Below are 13,723 nucleotides of genomic sequence, written 5' to 3'. Positions count from 1 at the left end.
TCAGGAACGCCGGTTCCACCACACGGCGAAGCCGAGGAAGAAGATCGCCGCGGGCAACAGCACGACCACCCGGAAGCCGAGCCCGTCGACGTCCTCCTGGCTCATCCGCACGGGTCGCGCCTCGACGCTCCGCCCGGGCAGCTCGATCAGCGCTTCGCGCTCCGTGAGCCAGCCGACGATCGCGCTCGCGAGCTCGTAGTTCATGACCTCTTGGAGGCCGAGATACTGCGAGTCGAGGAAGTCGGCGTCACCCACGACCACGACGCGCCCGCCCTCGCGGTCTTCCGCGGCGTCCTCGGTCTCGCCCTCGGGGGCCTCGCCGAGACGCTCGACGCGCGTCGCGACCGCGATCGAGACCGGGCCCGCGAGATCCGCGTCGTCGCGCGACGGCTCGCCGCGCTGGATCATCTGCGCGAGCTCGGTCTCCGCGAACGACGACTCGCTCGTCGAGAGCAGCGTCGTCGCGCGATCGGGATCGACGGGACGCACCGAGCGCGCGATCTGGAAGAGCACACCCGCGGGCGGATCGCGGAACGGGCGGGTGATCGGATGATCGCCCCAGCTCGCCACGAGGTACGGCCCGATGGGCGACGTCGCGCTCTGCGGCAGGAAGCGCGGATCGAGCTCGAGCACGAGCGAGCGATCGATCCGGATCCCGAAGTCGCGCAGCACCTCCTCGAGGCCCGTCGCGGTGATCTGCTCGTCGCGCAGCTCCGGGTCAGCGGCGACGAACAGGTTGCCGCCGCTCTGCACGTAGCCGCGGATCAGCTCGGCCTCGGCGCTGGTGAACGCAGTGGTCGGGCCCACCACGAAGAGCGCGTCGCAGTCCTCGGGCACGCGCTGCGCGCCGCGCGTCTCGAACGGCTGGATGTCGAGGTTGTCGCGGCGCATCTGGTCCTGCAGCGCGCCGAGATCGCGCTCCGCGCCGCGGCCGAGCGTCCACTCGCCGTGGCCCTGCGTGACGCAGACCTTCGTCGGACGTCCCGCGGTGACCTCGAGCAGACCGCCGGTGAGCGCTTGCTCGGAGCGCACGTCCACGCGCGCCTCGCCGGCCTCGAGCGCGTCGAAGTCGACGCTCACGAGATCGTCGCGACCGATCTTCCACTGGCGATCGCCGCTCTCGAGCACGACCGCGACGTCGCTCCCGAGCACGCCGCCGCCGAGGTCGGCATGGCCGAGGCGAAGGCGCTCCGCGAGCACGCGGTACTCGCCGGGCTCGCGATCGGGATCGACGAAGTGCAGCGTGATGCGCTGCGACTCGGCGCGATAGCGCTGCAGCAGCTCGCGCAAGTCCTGGTAGTTCGGCTCCGCCGACGAGAGCACGAGCCACGCATCGACGTCGTGATCGAGCTCGCGCAGCACCGCGCGCGTGCGATCGGACAGCGTGAACACGCCCTCGCTCGTCCAATCCCACCGCTGGTAGTGGCGGAAGGACAAGTAGTTGCCCATCAGCGCGATCGCGAGGACGAGCAGCGAGGCGACGACGACGTTGGTGCGTCCCTCGAAGCGCCGCTTCGACGCCGCGTCGTCGCGCGCGCTCTTCTCCGCGGTCTCCTTCGGCTCGGGCGTGCGCGTCTTGTCGGAAGTCATCCTTCGTACCTCCGCGCCTCGAGCACGCGCACCGCGACGAACAGCGCGAGCGCCGCGGTCGACAGATCCCAGACGAGATAGCGGGTGTCGACGACGCCCGTCGCGAACGCGCTCATCTGGCCCCACACGCTCACGTACTCGAACACCTCGCGCGCACCGTCGTCGGGGAAGACGAACTGGCCGAGGCCGATCATGAAGTGCCCCGCGACCGCGAGGAACGTGAGCATCGCGGCGACGATCTGGTTGCGCCCGATCGCGCTCATCAGCGTCCCGACCGACATCCACGAGAGCCCGAGCAGCAGCAGCCCGAAGTACGTCGCGCCGAGCGCGCCGAGATCGACGTCGCCGAAGCGGCTCGTCAGCCACGCGTACATCAGCGTCGGCACGAAGAGCGCGGACCAGAACACCATCGCCGCGACGAACTTGCCGAGCACGATCGCCGTCTCGGACACCGGCGCGGTGAGCAGCGGCTCGATCGTCCCGGCGCGGCTCTCTTCGGCGATGAGGCGCATCGTGAGCAGCGGCACGATCACCAGCAGCGGCATGTAGAAGAGCGTCGTGCCGCCGAAGTACTGGGCGAGCAGCCCCTCGCTCGCCGCGCCGGCGGTGAGCGGCTGCCCCGCAGCGAACGCCGCGAGCAGGTAGAACTCGAAGCCGCAGATCACCATCCACGCGGTCAGCACCACGTAGGCGAGCGGCGAGACGAAGAACGAGACGATCTCGCGCTTCGCGATCGTCCACATCCCCCTCACGACGCCGCCTCCTCATCGCTCGACTCGTCGGTGCTCGCGGGCGGCTCGGGCTGCGCGGCCTCTTCGGTCGTCAGGCGGCCGAACACCTCTTCGAGCGAGCCGACGGTCTCCGGCCTCAGCTCGCGCAGCACGAGCCCGGTCCTCGCGAACGCCGCGAAGACGCGCTCCGCGCCCTCCCCGAGCTCCTCGACCGCGACGCGCGCCCGCACCCGCCCGTCGCCGAGCGCTTCGACGCTCTCGATCGCGCCCACGCCCTCGACGCCTTCGAGCGCTCCGCGCAGTTGGTCGTGCGTCGCGCGCGCCTCGATCACCAGCACGTTCCCACCCGCGATCGCCTGGCGCAGCTGGTCGGGCGCGCCCTCTCGCACGACGCGACCGCGATGGATGATCACCACGCGATCACACGTCGACTCGACCTCCGGCAGGATGTGCGTCGAGACGAGCACCGTCTTCTTGCCCGCGAGCCCTCGCACCAGGTCGCGCACCTGTCGGATCTGGTTCGGATCGAGGCCCGCGGTGGGCTCGTCGAGCACGAGGATCGGCGGGTCCGCGACCAGCGCGTCCGCGAGCCCCACGCGCTGCCGCGTGCCTTTGCTGAGCTGCCCGATGATGCGGTCGCCCGCTTCCTTCACGCTCGCCTGATCGAGCGCGATCTCGATGCGCTCCTTGATCGCGCGCGACGCGACGCCCTTGAGCTCGGCGCGGTACCGCAGGTACTCGCGCACCCGCATCTCCGGGTAGATCGGGCACGCCTCGGGCATGTACCCGATGCGCTTCTTCGCCTCGATCGGCTTCGCGAGCGCATCGATGCCGTCGATGCGGATCGCACCGCCGCTCGGCGCGAGGAAGCCGGTCAGCATGCGCAGCGTGGTGCTCTTTCCCGCCCCGTTCGGGCCGAGGAATCCGACGATCTCGCCCTTCCCGACGCGGAAGGAGACGTCCTGCACGGCGGTGCGCGGTCCGTATCGCTTCGTGAGGTGCTCGACCTCGATCACGGTGCCTCTCGGGTTCGCAGGGATCGGACCTGCTCGCAGCGAGCGAGCGGGGTTGTGCGGCGACCCCGTACAACGCGCGCGCGGAGCAAGCAAGGGCGAGCCGCTGCCGTTTTCTGGACCGGCGATGCGCGACGACGCGAGGCTGGCGCTCGCATGTCGATCGTCGCTGCTGCGATCCTGGTGATGCTCCTCGGGCAGGACCTGCTCGCCTGGGCGAACCGCCGACGCTGATCCGCCTGAATGGGGCGAGAAGGCGCCGCAACGGTGGGACGAACCCGCCGCGGTGCCATGCTATCGTCGCTCCACGCGTCTCCGATCGACGCCCTTCCCCTCCCCGTCGCGGGCTCCCGCGACGCGAACGGTGCCGTCGCTCGCGCGAAGGTGCCGAAGCAGGCAGCACCTGGAATGGATCCGGAACGCGCGCTGATCGAGCGAGCGCAGGCGGGAGACGCGGCAGCGTTCCGCGAGATCTTCCGCAACCACCGCAGCGACGTGTCGCGGGTGGTGTTCCGGATGATCGGCCCCGGGCCGGAGATCGAGGACGTGGTGCAGGAGGTCTTCCTGCACGTGTACCGCTCGCTGCCCTCGTTCCGCGGCGAGTCGCGGTTCTCGACGTGGCTCTATCGCCTCGCGGTGAACGTCTCGCGCATGCACCTGCGCAAGGGGCGCTCGAGGCCGCGCTTCACCGACGTCGAGGTGCCGGAGGGCCCGCAGGACGGCGCGCCGCACGAGACCCCGGACGTGATCGTCGAGCGCCAGGAGCGTGTGCGAACGCTCTATCGCCTGCTCGATCAGCTGAGCGACAAGAAGCGCGAAGTGCTGGTCATGCACGACTTCGACGGAGTGCCCGCGAAGGAGATCGCGGAGATCGTCGGAGTGCCGGTGCTGACCGTGCGCACGCGGCTCTTCTACGCGCGCAAGGAGCTCTACGCCGCGATGACGGCAGAGCCGAGCCTCGCGCAGGTGATGGAGGTCCTCGTCGCGCAGCTGCCGGGCAAGCCGCGCGCGAAGGCGGGCGAGGACGCGCTGCGCGCTCCGCCCGAGGTGCTCGACGACGAGACCAGCCGGGAGAGCCGACCGTGATGGGCGAGAGGGAGCACTCGCCGAAGATCGGAGCGCTGCTCGCGCTACAGGAGCGACGTCTGTCGGCCGCAGGGCGCGCGCGCATCGAGCGACACCTCGCGGGCTGCGACGTGTGCCGTCAGGCGCTCGCGGCGATGGCGCTCTACGACCGGATCGCCGACGAAGCGCGCGACGAGGCGCCGCCGGAGCTCGACTGGTCGCGCATGGAGCTCGCGCTCGAGCGCGAGGTCGAGAAGATCGCGGAGGCGCAGTGCGCGACGAGCCCCGAGGGTGCGACGCGCTCGTCGTCGGCTCCCGGGCGGACCGCCGCACCGTCGGCGCCGATGCGCGGACTGAGCGCGAGGTCGTCGCCGGCCGCGCGGCGCGCAGCGTGGGGCGTCGCCGCGCTCGCGGCGGCGGGTGTGCTCGCGTACGTCGCGACGCGGCCGCCGAGCGCGCCCGAGATCGCCCGCCCGACGCCGCCCGCGCCGATGATCGAAGCGCCCGCGCCGGAGCCGGTGGACCCCGAGGTGATCGCGGAAGCGGCGCCGCTGGCCGCGACGGTGACGTTGGTCGCGGGGCGCGGCGCGGAGGTCGTCGCGGCCGATGGGACGACGCGCGCCGCCGCGGTCGACGACGTGCTCGCCGACGCGACCACGCTGCGCACCGACGACGCGAGCGAGGTCCACGTGCGGCTCGCCGAGGACACCGGCGTGATCGCGTACCCCGCGAGCGAAGCGCTGCTGACGCGGCTGCGCGAGCGCGACGTCGAGATCGATCTGCGCGCGGGCACGCTCGCGGCGTCGACGGGCGGGCCGCTCTTCGAGGGAGAGTCGCGCTTCGTGGTGATCGCGTCGGAGCACCGCTTCGAGCTGCGCGTGACGCGCGCGGAGGTGGTGCTCGACGAGGGCGGCGTCGTGCGGCTCGCGGTCGCCGAGGGCGAGGTCGAGGTGCACCGCCCCGACGGGCGCGTCGAGATCGTTCGCGCGCCGGCGCGCTGGAGCAGCGCCGAGGTCGGTGAGGTGCCGCGGGTGCGCGAGCCCCACGGCATCGCGGACGCGGACGCGGGCACGGGTGTGCTGCACGTGCGCCACCCCGGGCTCGTGCGGTGGCAGATCGGCGACGTCGAGGCGCAGGGCGCGGGCGAGCTCGCGATGCGCGTGCGCCCCGGCGAGCTGAACATCGGCGGGTTCGACAGCACCGGGCGCGCGTTCCGCACGGTCGTCGTGGTCGGCGAGGACGGCGTCGCGCTCGACGCGACGGATCTGCAACCGCAGGCGCCGCGGGTGCGCGAGGGCACGCTGCCCGAAGCGGAGATCCGACAGACCGTGCAGCGCGGGCTGCCGCGGCTTCGGCAGTGCTACGAGCTCGGCATGCGCGAGCGGCCGGACCTCGAGGGCCGTCTCACGGTGCGCATCACGGTCGGGCTCGACGGGTCGGTGTCGCGGGCCGAGGTGGTCGGCGGGGACGTCCCCGAGGGCCTCCAGCAGTGCGTGCGGAACTACGCCGAGCGCTGGACGTTCCCGCCGCCGTCCGGTGGGTTCGTGCGGTTCGACGTGCCGCTGGCCTTCGGCGGCCGCTGAAGCGCTGCAACGGGCTGTCCGCTTTTTGGATCTGTGATCCTACACGCGCCTACACTGGCGCCATGTTGGGTCGAGGACTGCCGATCGTCGGGCGCGTGCTGCTCTGCGCGAGCGCGCTCGCCGGGGGCGCGCTGCTCGCGCACTTCACACGTCCCGTGGCGCATCCCGCGGTGCACGCGATGGTCCGCGAGGACGTCACGCCGCCCGAGCCCGTCGACGAGCCGATCGACGTGGCCGAGATCGCGCCCGCGCCCGACGAGCACGACGAGCCCGTCCAGCCGCTCGACGGCATGGGCGCCGATCTGCGCGAGGGCATGGTGATCACCGGCGGCACGCCGCATCGGATGATCCTGTTCTCCTTCGACGACGGGCCCGACCATCGCTACACGCCGGGGCTGCTCGACACGCTCGACGCGCTCGGCATCCGCGCGATGTTCTTCCTCACCGCGCGTCGGTTCGAGGGCACCACGCCGCGCGAGCGCCTGCTCGCCGACATCGCGCGCGACATCGTCGCGCGCGGGCACATCGTGGGCAGCCACACGATGGATCACGTGCAGCTGCCGCTCCTCTCGCACGAGGATCTGCAGGAGCAGGTGCTCGGCACGGAGCGCGTGTTCGAGAACGTGCTCGGCGCGCGCCCGTGGCTCATCCGTCCGCCGGGCGGATCGCGATCGCCGCGCATCGACGCGTGGCTCGCGGAGCGCGGCTACACGCAGGTGCTCTGGAACCTCGGCACCGGCGACTTCCAGGTCCGCACGAGCGACGACGTGGTGCGCACCTTCACGCGCGTGCTCGAGCGACGCGAGCGCGAGAACGGCGAGCGCGGCGGGATCGTGCTGCTGCACGACATCCACGAGTGGAGCGTCGAGGCGCTGCCGCGCATCGTGCACGAGCTCGAGGACCGCAACTGCGCGCTGCTCGAGGCGGGCGAGGAGCTCTACGACGTCGTCGACGATCCGCGCCCGTTCTTCACGACGCGCGGCGAGGCGAGCGCGTCCGAGGAGGCGCCGCCCGCGATGCCCGAGCCCGCGTGGCTCGAAGCGCGCCAGGCGCGGCTGCGCGCGGACGCCGAGGCCCGCTGCGCGCGTCTCGCGATGCGCTGAGCCTGGCCGGAGCGCTCGTCCCGAAGGCCCGGACGAGCGCGCTCACTCGGCCTGCTCGGCCACCCCGCCGCGCAGGCGCTGCACGAGCGTCGCGATCGCGACGAGCACCGCGCCCGCGAGCACGCCGGTCACGAAGTCGATCAGCGTCGGGACCGCCCAGGCGAGCGGCCCCGCGTGCGTCGCGAGATCGACGATGTGCTCGAAGCCCGGGATGCCGTGGGTGAGGATCCCGCCGCCGACGAGGAACATCGCGATCGTCCCGGCGACGCCGAGCCCTCGCATGAGCCACGGCGCGCCTCGCAGGATGCCGCCGCCGATCGCGCGCGCCACGCCGCTCGACTTCGCGCGGAGCGCGAGCCCCGCGTCGTCGAGCTTCACGATCGCGGCGACGAGCCCGTAGACACCGACGGTCATCACCGCGGAGATCGCCACGAGCACGGCGACCTGGTGCCCGAAGGACGCGTGCGTGAGCGTGCCCAGCGAGATCACGATGATCTCCGCGGAGAGCACGAAGTCGGTGCGCACCGCGCCCTTGATCTTCTCCTTCTCGAACGCGACGAGATCGACCGCGGGATCCGCGACCGCGTGCTCGTGCGCGGCGTGCTCGGGCTCGTCGCGGTGCGTGAGCTTGTGCCAGACCTTCTCGAACCCCTCGTAACAGAGGAACGCGCCGCCGATCATCAGGAGCGGCGTCACGGCCCACGGCGCGATCGCGCTGATCGCGAGCGCGACCGGGACGAGGATGGCTTTGTTGACGATGGATCCCTTCGCGACCGCGAAGACCACCGGCAGCTCGCGATCGGGCGAGAGTCCGGTGACCTGCTCCGCGTTCAGCGCGAGGTCGTCCCCGAGCACGCCGGCCGTCTTCTTCGTCGCGACCTTGGTCATCGTCGCGACGTCGTCGAGCAAGCTGGCGATGTCGTCGATCAGTGCGAGTAGGCTCGTTCCTGCCACAGTCCTGGAACGTAGCCCCCGCAGCGCACTGCGGCATTGAACCCGCTCGCGCGGCGTGGCCCAATCGCGGCCATGAACCTCGCGACCCAGGTCTGCGGACACTGCGGCTTCGAGAATCCGCGCGCGTTCCGTGCGTGCGCGGGCTGCGGCCAGGCGCTGGGCGCGGCACCGAGGCCGAACGGTCGCGGTTATCTCGGGGGGCACGGAGAGCGCACGATCGTCGGCGTCGGGGGCCCGTCGATCGACACGCGCACGACGGATGTCGGCGACAGCACGCCTCCACCGGTGCACGTCGAGGAGTCCGAGCCCTCGCTGGTCGGGCAGCACGACGCGTCGGGCGCGATCCGCACCGGCATCGAGACCTCGTTCCGGCGCGGCGTGCCCACGCTCGTCGCGCTCGAGGGCGGCGCGGGATCCGGGCGCACCCGCCTGCTCTTCCACGCGGCCGAGCTCGCCGCGCGCATCTCGCCCGAGGTCCGTGTGATGTACGGCCTCTGCCGCGAGGGCGACGGCCCGAACGCGCCGATCTCGCGCATGATCCTCGAGCGCTTCGGCGTGACTCCGTCGAGCTCTCCGAGCGCGGTGCGCGGGCAGATGGCGACGATCGTCGCCGAGACGCTGCGCTCCACCGATGCGATCACGGTGAGCGAGACCGCGCACCTGCTCGGGCACGTGTCGGGCGTGCCGTTCCCGGACTCGCCGTTCCTCATGCCGCTCGAGGATCGCCCCGAGGAGCTGCGGCGCCGCGCGCGCGAGGCGTTCGCGCGCTTCGTCGAGGGCGACGCGAAGCAGCGCCCGATCCTCGTGCTGCTCGACAACGTGCACCTCGCGGAGAACGACGCGTGGGATCTCCTGCAGGTGATGCTCTCGGTCGACGCGCCGATCGCGGCGGTGATCGCGGGCGAGCCGCCGGTCGGGGATCGCGCGGCGCAGCTGCGCGCGGCGGGCGGCGTGGTGTCGGGGCCGATCGCGCCGCTCGCGGAGAGCGAGATCGGATCGCTGCTGCACGTGTTCCTGCCGACGCTGCGCCACGCGGGCGAGCCCGTCGTCGCGGCGCTCGCGTTCCGATCGCGCGGAAACCCGGGCGCGCTGCGCGAGCTGGTGTTCGCGCTGCTCGAGGCGGGGTTCTTCAAGCGCACCGATGCGGGGCTCGTCGCGGACGTCGCGCAGCTCGAGGGCGGTGGGCTCCCGGTGACGATCGAGGACGCGATCGAGGCGCGCCTCGCGCGGCTCGACGATCTCGAGCGCGCGACGCTCGATCGCGCGGCGGTGGTCGGCGAGGTCGCGAGCGATCGCGCGGTGCTCGCGCAGATGCGATCGGAGCGCCGTCCTCCGGGCAATCGCGCGAACCCGGCGACGCTGTGGCCGGACGACGAGGACGAGGTCGCGCTCGCGACCGCGCTGCTGCGCCTCGAGGAGAAGGGCTTCCTCGAGCGGCTCGAGGAGACCGAGCTCGCGGGCGGTCACGAGTACCGCTTCGTGCACTCCGAGACGCGCCACTTCGTGTATCGCGCGCAGCCCGCGGAGCTGCTCGCGCGGAGGCACGCGACGGTCGCGCACTGGATCACGGTGACGCTCGAGCTGCAGCGCGACGGAGTCGCCGCGATGGCCGCGCCGCACCTCGAGAAAGCGGGCATGGCGAGCCGCGCGGGGCGCGCGTACCTTGAGGCCGCAAAGGACGAGCTCGCGACGATGCACACGCAGAGCGCGCTGCGTCACGTCGAGAAGGCGCTCGAGCTGATCCCGGCGGACGAGATCTCGCGGCGCATCGACGCGCTGCACGTGCTCGGCTCGCTCCTCACGACGCTCGGCCGGTACGACGAGGCGACGAGCGCGTTCGCGGAGATGCTCGAGGTGAGCTGGCGCGTGGGCGCGCGCGGCAAGGGCGGCGCCGCGCTCAACCGCATCGCGCGCGTGCACCGCATGCGCGGCGAGGAAGAGCAGGCGCGCGCGCTGCTGATCCGTGCGCTCGAGCTCTTCCGCGCGGCGGAGGATCTGCGCGGCGTCGCGAGCACGCTCGACGATCTCGCGCAGGTCGAGCGACTGCGCGGCGATCTCGAGGGCGCGCTCAACGCCGCGACCGAGGCGCTCGCGATCCGTCGCGGCCACGGCGACGCGCGCGGCGAGGCGGTCTCGCTGACGACGCTCGGCCTGATCGAGCACGCGCGCGGCAACCTCGATCTCGCGGAGCAGAGCTTCCGCGCCGCGCTCGAGATCCGCGAGTCGATCGGCGATCGCGCGGGCGTGATGCAGTCGTTCAACACGCTCGGCATCGTCGCGTTCGAGCGCGGCGACGCGGATCGTGCGGAGGCGGCGTGGCGCGCGGCGCTGCAGGAGGGCCGCAAGATGGCCGACCGCCGCACCCAGACGTTCGTGCTCAACAACCTCGGCGAGGCGCTGGGCAAGGCGGGGCGCGTCGACGAGGCGCAGGCATCGCTCGAGGAGGCGCGCGCGCTCGCGCACGAGCTCGGGGATCGCCGCGCGATGGCGGAGATCGAGCGCAACCTCGGGCTCGTCGCGCTGCGTCGCGGCGACGAGCGCGCGGAGTCGATCCTCCAGCGCGCGCTCGCGATGGCCGAGGAGTACGGCGCGAAGGAAGCCATCGCGCTCGCGCACCGCGCGGTGGGCCAGCTGCGCGCGGAGACGATCTTCGACGCGACCGGTCAGATCGATCGTCGCGCCGAGGAGAGCTTCCTCGTCGCCATCGATCTGTTCCGCGACATCGGCAACGAGAAGGACGCGGCGCGCGCGCTGTCGGATCTGGGCCAGCACCTCGTCGAGCGCGGTGATCTCGACAGCGCGAAGGAGCGCCTGCGCGAGGCGCGCGCGATCATGCGGCGCATCGGGCTCGCGGAGCTGGAGCGCGTCGAGCGGACGCTGCTCGAGCTGGGATGAAGGCACGGCTCGCGATCGCCGTCGTGGTGCTGGGCGGCGCGGCGATCGCGGGGCTCGCAGCGCGCGGCGTCGCGGCGGATCTCGCGACGCCGCGCGATCTGCACGAGCGCGAGTACGTCGGGTCGGGCGAGTGCCGTCGCTGTCATCCGGTCCACCACGAGTCCTGGTCGCGCACGTTCCACCGCACGATGACGCAGGACGCGCGCGCGCCGGGGGCGGTGCTCGGCGCGTTCGACGGTCGCAGCATCGAGTACGGCGGGATCACGTCGCGCATGGAGCGCGACGGCGCGCGCTTCGTGATCACGAGCGAGCGCGACGGCGGAGCGATCGAGCGCGTCGAGATCGATCGCACCGTCGGGTCGCATCGATACCAGCAGTACCTCGCGCGCGACGGTGACGCGTGGTGGCGCCTGCCGATCGCGTGGGACGTCGCGGAGCAGCGCTTCTTCCACATGAACGCGGCGTTCCTCACCGCCGATCCCGAGGGGCTCGAAGAAGGCGAGATCGCGCTCGAGGATCATCGCCGGCACGTCACGCGGTGGAACGACAACTGCGTCTTCTGTCACAACGTCGCGCCCGATCCCGGGCTCGATCCGATCACGCGGCGCTTCACCACCGAGGTCGCGGAGCTCGGCATCGGATGCGAGGCGTGCCACGGACCGGGCAGCGAGCACGTCGCGCGCAACCGCGATCCGCTGCGCCGCTACGTGCTGCACGGAAGCGACGAGCCGGACCCGACGATCGTGTCGCCCGCGCGCCTCGATCCCGCGCGTCGCGCCGATCTGTGCGGACGCTGTCACGGGCAGCGCATCACCGACGACGTCGATGCGTTCCTCGCGCACGGCGACCCGTTCGTGCCGGGCGACGATCTCGCGCTCTACTCGAGCCCGCTCTGGCACGACACGGTGCTGTCCGAAGGAACGCTGGCCGAGCGCGAAGGGGTGTTCGCCGCGCGATTCTGGGGCGACGGAACGCCGCGCCTCACGGCCTACGAGTACCAAGGCCTGCTCCAATCGCGATGCGCGAGCGAGGGCGCGCTGACGTGCACCGCCTGCCACGGCATGCACGAGGGCGATCCGCGCGGGCAGCTGCGCGCGTTCGAGGGCGACACGATGTGCGCGGGTGCGTGCCACGCCGAGCTCGCCGATCGCAGCGCTGCACGGCAGCACGCAGGGCACGCCGACGTTCGCTGCGTCGACTGCCACATGCCGCGCATCGTGTACGGCGTGCGCGACGTGCATCGCAGCCACCGCATCGACGTGCCGCGTCCGATCGAGAACGCGGACGCCGGTCGCACCGACGCGTGCACGCTGTGTCACCTCGAGCGCGGCGATGCGCTGCTGACGATGGGCATCGGTGGAGACCCGGTGCAGCGCGCCGTGATCGCGGCCGCGGCGGGGCGCGACGAGAGCGCGGCGCCGCGCGCGACGCGCCTCGGGGCGCTGCTCGCGACGATGCGCGACGATCCGTACCCCGCGATCCGCCACCTCGCATGGCGCAGCGTTCGCGCGCTCGTTCCGTTCGACGCGAGCGCGTTCACCGCGACCGATCCCCGCGACGCGCGCATCGCCGCGATCGCGCGCATCGAAGCGCAGATCGGCGAGCCGATCGAGCCGCCCTTCCCCGAGCGCCTCGCCGCGCTGCGCGCGCTCGCGCGCGACGTCGCGATCGAGATCGGCGAATGACGATCGACGCACGACGACGCGCATGTCGCCGGCTCGGGTGGAGCGCGCTGCTCGCGTGGGCGCTCTTCGGGCTCGCGCTGGAGGCGATGCACGGCTTCAAGATCGGCGCGTACCTCGACGACGCGCTCGCGCGCGAGCTGCTCGTGCTCGCGCACGCGCACGGCGTCGGGCTCTCGCTCGTGGTGCTGGTGTTCGGCGAAGCCGGCGCGCCGCTCTTCGAGCACGACGATCACGGCGCGACGCGCGCGCTCCACGCCGGCGCGATGATCGTCCCGTTCGCGTTCGCGCTCTCGTCCATCGCGCATCCCGAGGGCGATCCCAACGTCGTCGTGTGGCTCGTCCCGATCGGCGCGCTGCTCGTCGTCTACGCGCTGGCGTGCGCTGCGCTCGCGAGCTGGCGTCAGGGCAGCTCGACGAGGCCCCACGACTCGTAGACGCGCGCGTAGTCGTTGTCGGTGGGATCGCCGACGTCGTTGAGCCATCCGCCCCACGCGACGATCGCGAGCACGACCGACGCGACCAGCGCGCCCGCCGCGAGGGGCCGTGCGCGCGCGCTCACGCGCGGCACCCGCACGCCGAGGAGCCTCGCGGCGCGCGAGAGCCCGAACAGCGTGTGATAGAGGCCCGCGCTCCCGAGCAGCAGGAAGTACGGATAGAAGAACACCGGCTGCCACCAGAGCGCGAACGACACCGAAGGCCCACCGGTCACGATCCCGTACGCGAGCGCGATGCCCCGCTCCGCCGCGGTGTGCCCGACGATCACCGTCGCGAGGAACCACCCCGACCAGCGATGCGCACGCGCCCACACGTCGGGCTTCGCGGCGGTGCCGCGCCGCCGTCGATCGAGCGCGAGCATCACGCCGACCACGACGTGCACCACGAGCGGCACGAGCATCACGCCGAACTCGATCAGCGGGTGCGTGTAGATCGGCCGCATCCACGACGCGACCGCGTCGAATGCGCCCGGGATCGGCGCGAGCAGCACGTTCACCAGGTGCGCGAGCGCGAACGTCGCGAACGTCGCACCGGAGATCGCCTGCACGAGGAGCAGGCGCTTGCGAGAGCGTTGCATGCCCCCTCCACGCTCGAGCGGCGCGAAAGGTT

The 13,723-nt window shown here is 72.3% G+C and carries 11 protein-coding genes; 6 read left to right on the top strand and 5 right to left on the bottom strand.

All coding sequences use genetic code 11. The annotated features are described in order from the left end of the window. The 3 genes from DB32_RS17460 to DB32_RS17450 are packed head-to-tail and all read right to left on the bottom strand — an operon-like array spanning position 1 to position 3,337. Positions 1-1,590 carry a GldG family protein gene (locus DB32_RS17460; protein WP_053233597.1) on the bottom strand — a complete coding sequence of 530 codons (1,590 nt, stop codon included), beginning with the start codon at positions 1,588-1,590 and terminating at the stop codon, positions 1-3. Next, positions 1,587-2,333: an ABC transporter permease gene (locus DB32_RS17455; protein ID WP_053233596.1), complete on the bottom strand. Its 747-nt coding sequence runs from the start codon at positions 2,331-2,333 to the stop codon at positions 1,587-1,589. Before DB32_RS17455 ends, DB32_RS17460 begins: the two co-directional genes overlap by 4 nt. Before the next feature lie 5 nt (positions 2,334-2,338). Continuing rightward, positions 2,339-3,337: an ABC transporter ATP-binding protein gene (locus DB32_RS17450; RefSeq protein WP_053233595.1), complete on the bottom strand. Its 999-nt coding sequence runs from the start codon at positions 3,335-3,337 to the stop codon at positions 2,339-2,341. A 405-nt stretch (positions 3,338-3,742) separates the two neighbouring features. Here DB32_RS17450 and DB32_RS17445 point away from each other — a divergent pair, with 405 nt between their 5' ends. The 3 genes from DB32_RS17445 (at position 3,743) to DB32_RS17435 (ending at position 7,085) form a co-directional block, all read left to right on the top strand. Continuing rightward, positions 3,743-4,420, top strand: coding sequence for an RNA polymerase sigma factor (locus tag DB32_RS17445; RefSeq protein ID WP_053233594.1), 678 nt, complete (start codon positions 3,743-3,745; stop codon positions 4,418-4,420). After that, positions 4,420-5,982 carry an AgmX/PglI C-terminal domain-containing protein gene (locus tag DB32_RS17440; protein ID WP_053233593.1) on the top strand — a complete coding sequence of 521 codons (1,563 nt, stop codon included), beginning with the start codon at positions 4,420-4,422 and terminating at the stop codon, positions 5,980-5,982. Before DB32_RS17445 ends, DB32_RS17440 begins: the two co-directional genes overlap by 1 nt. A gap of 62 nt (positions 5,983-6,044) precedes the next feature. Further along, complete coding sequence (locus DB32_RS17435) at positions 6,045-7,085, top strand: polysaccharide deacetylase family protein (protein ID WP_053233592.1); 1,041 nt, start codon at positions 6,045-6,047, stop codon at positions 7,083-7,085. Between the two features lie 42 nt (positions 7,086-7,127). Here the strand turns inward: DB32_RS17435 and DB32_RS17430 are convergent, their stop codons facing one another. Beyond that, entirely contained in the window at positions 7,128-8,039 is a 912-nt protein-coding gene (locus tag DB32_RS17430; RefSeq protein WP_053233591.1) for a DUF808 domain-containing protein, read from the bottom strand. 72 nt (positions 8,040-8,111) lie between these two features. Here DB32_RS17430 and DB32_RS17425 point away from each other — a divergent pair, with 72 nt between their 5' ends. The 3 genes from DB32_RS17425 to DB32_RS46835 are packed head-to-tail and all read left to right on the top strand — an operon-like array spanning position 8,112 to position 13,053. Next, positions 8,112-10,934 carry a tetratricopeptide repeat protein gene (locus DB32_RS17425; RefSeq protein WP_053233590.1) on the top strand — a complete coding sequence of 941 codons (2,823 nt, stop codon included), beginning with the start codon at positions 8,112-8,114 and terminating at the stop codon, positions 10,932-10,934. Further along, the gene (locus DB32_RS17420) at positions 10,931-12,619 is read left to right on the top strand and encodes an ammonia-forming cytochrome c nitrite reductase subunit c552 (RefSeq protein ID WP_053233589.1); all 1,689 of its coding nucleotides are present in this window, start codon (positions 10,931-10,933) and stop codon (positions 12,617-12,619) included. Before DB32_RS17425 ends, DB32_RS17420 begins: the two co-directional genes overlap by 4 nt. Further along, positions 12,616-13,053 (top strand): hypothetical protein, encoded by a 438-nt coding sequence (locus tag DB32_RS46835; protein ID WP_053233588.1) that lies wholly within the window; start codon positions 12,616-12,618, stop codon positions 13,051-13,053. Before DB32_RS17420 ends, DB32_RS46835 begins: the two co-directional genes overlap by 4 nt. Here DB32_RS46835 and DB32_RS46830 read toward each other — a convergent pair. Beyond that, on the bottom strand, positions 13,020-13,691 hold the full coding sequence (locus DB32_RS46830) for a hypothetical protein (RefSeq protein WP_053233587.1): 672 nt from the start codon (positions 13,689-13,691) through the stop codon (positions 13,020-13,022). The two genes, DB32_RS46835 and DB32_RS46830, sit on opposite strands and share 34 nt — an antisense overlap. Positions 13,692-13,723 lie beyond the last annotated feature (32 nt).

It is taken from the genome of Sandaracinus amylolyticus (assembly GCF_000737325.1).
GTDB lineage: Bacteria > Myxococcota_A > Polyangia > Polyangiales > Sandaracinaceae > Sandaracinus > Sandaracinus amylolyticus.
The sequence above is the reverse complement of the archived record's forward strand: the minus strand, read 5'-3'. Positions and strand labels throughout refer to the sequence as shown.